1 protein-coding gene and 1 pseudogene are annotated in these 1,299 nt (G+C 49.1%); both read left to right on the top strand.

Annotated features, from left to right (window positions below):
- A partial coding sequence (locus tag QZ506_RS07380; protein ID WP_291970121.1) for an IS1 family transposase occupies positions 1 to 120 on the top strand: 120 nt, incomplete at its 5' end.
- 21 nt (positions 121 to 141) lie between these two features.
- Positions 142 to 1,124: pseudogene (locus tag QZ506_RS07385) on the top strand (polysaccharide lyase); the annotation flags it as partial.
- Between the last annotated feature and the right edge of the window lie 175 nt (positions 1,125 to 1,299).

Below are 1,299 nucleotides of genomic sequence, written 5' to 3' on the forward strand. Positions count from 1 at the left end.
CATCTGACACTGCGTAACCGATTGCAACGGCTCAATCGCAAGACGCTCGGATATTCAAAATCATCCGAAATGCACGATAGGATCATCGGTACTTACATCGAACGCGAGTACTACGTTTGATGCTACATCAACTCATTGAATGCACGAACCATGCAGGATATCATTGAAGCCGCGCGTGTGGACAGCAGCGGTAAGAAAGTGAAAACCTGTGCATATCCACTGGTTTTCACCTATGACGGCAACGAAGATGCGCTGATCAATGCGGCGGCTGCCGATATTTGCAGCCAATGGAGCAAGCCCGTACGCGGGGTTGAAATCAAAGAATTCACCAAAGGGATAACGATACTCTGCACCAACGGCTCTTCCGCCAACTTTGGTATCTGGTTAGTTAAATCTTCCGATGTGGTAATTCGTAATATGCGTTTCGGCTATATGCCGGGCGGCGCGAGTGATGGCGATGCCATCCGCGTAGATAACACGCCGAACGTCTGGGTTGACCATAACGAGATTTATGCCAAGAACTACGAGTGCGCCGGTACACCGGATGGTGATACCACGTTTGAATCTGCCGTCGATATCAAGAAAGCATCGACGAACGTGACGGTATCTTATAACTACTCCACGGTATTAAAAAAGTAGGATTAAGCGGCTCTAGCAGCAGCGATACGGGCCGTAACCTGACTTACCACCATAACGTTTACAGCGATGTGAACGCCCGCTTGCCGTTGCAGCGTGGGGACGAGTGCACGCCTATAACAACCTTATTCCGGCATTACCAGCTCTGGGATAAACGTGCGTAAGAAAGGGCTCGCGCTGATCGAACGTAACTGGTTCGAAAATGCCGTCAACCCCGTGACATCACGCTATGACGGCTCCAACTTTGGTACATGGTTCTGCGTGATAACAACGTCACCAGCGCTTCTCAAAACTCCACTTATAACATCACTTGGACCAGCGATTCCAAAGCTTATGTCAACGCTCAAGATTGGACTTCTACTGGCACCTTCCCATCGCTGCCATACAGCTATTCACCAGTCAGCGCCCAGTGCGTAAAAGCGAAGCTGGCACAGTTCCCCGGTCAGGGAAAAGGTCTGGCAGTACTGACGACGGCTGCGTGTAACTAAAGTTACTCCCCGTAGAAACCATCAAGGACACATTATGTGTATTAGTCGCGACTAGATCTGACACTGGACCTTGAAAGGTTGAGAGTTACCGGTTTTGATATGGGTGTCTGATCCTTAAACAAAACGCGAGGTAACTCTCATGCTTCATACTAACAATCCCATTATCAAACACAAA

The sequence above is a fragment of the Candidatus Symbiopectobacterium sp. genome (assembly GCF_020054415.1).
In the GTDB taxonomy this organism is placed as follows: Bacteria; Pseudomonadota; Gammaproteobacteria; order Enterobacterales; family Enterobacteriaceae; genus Symbiopectobacterium.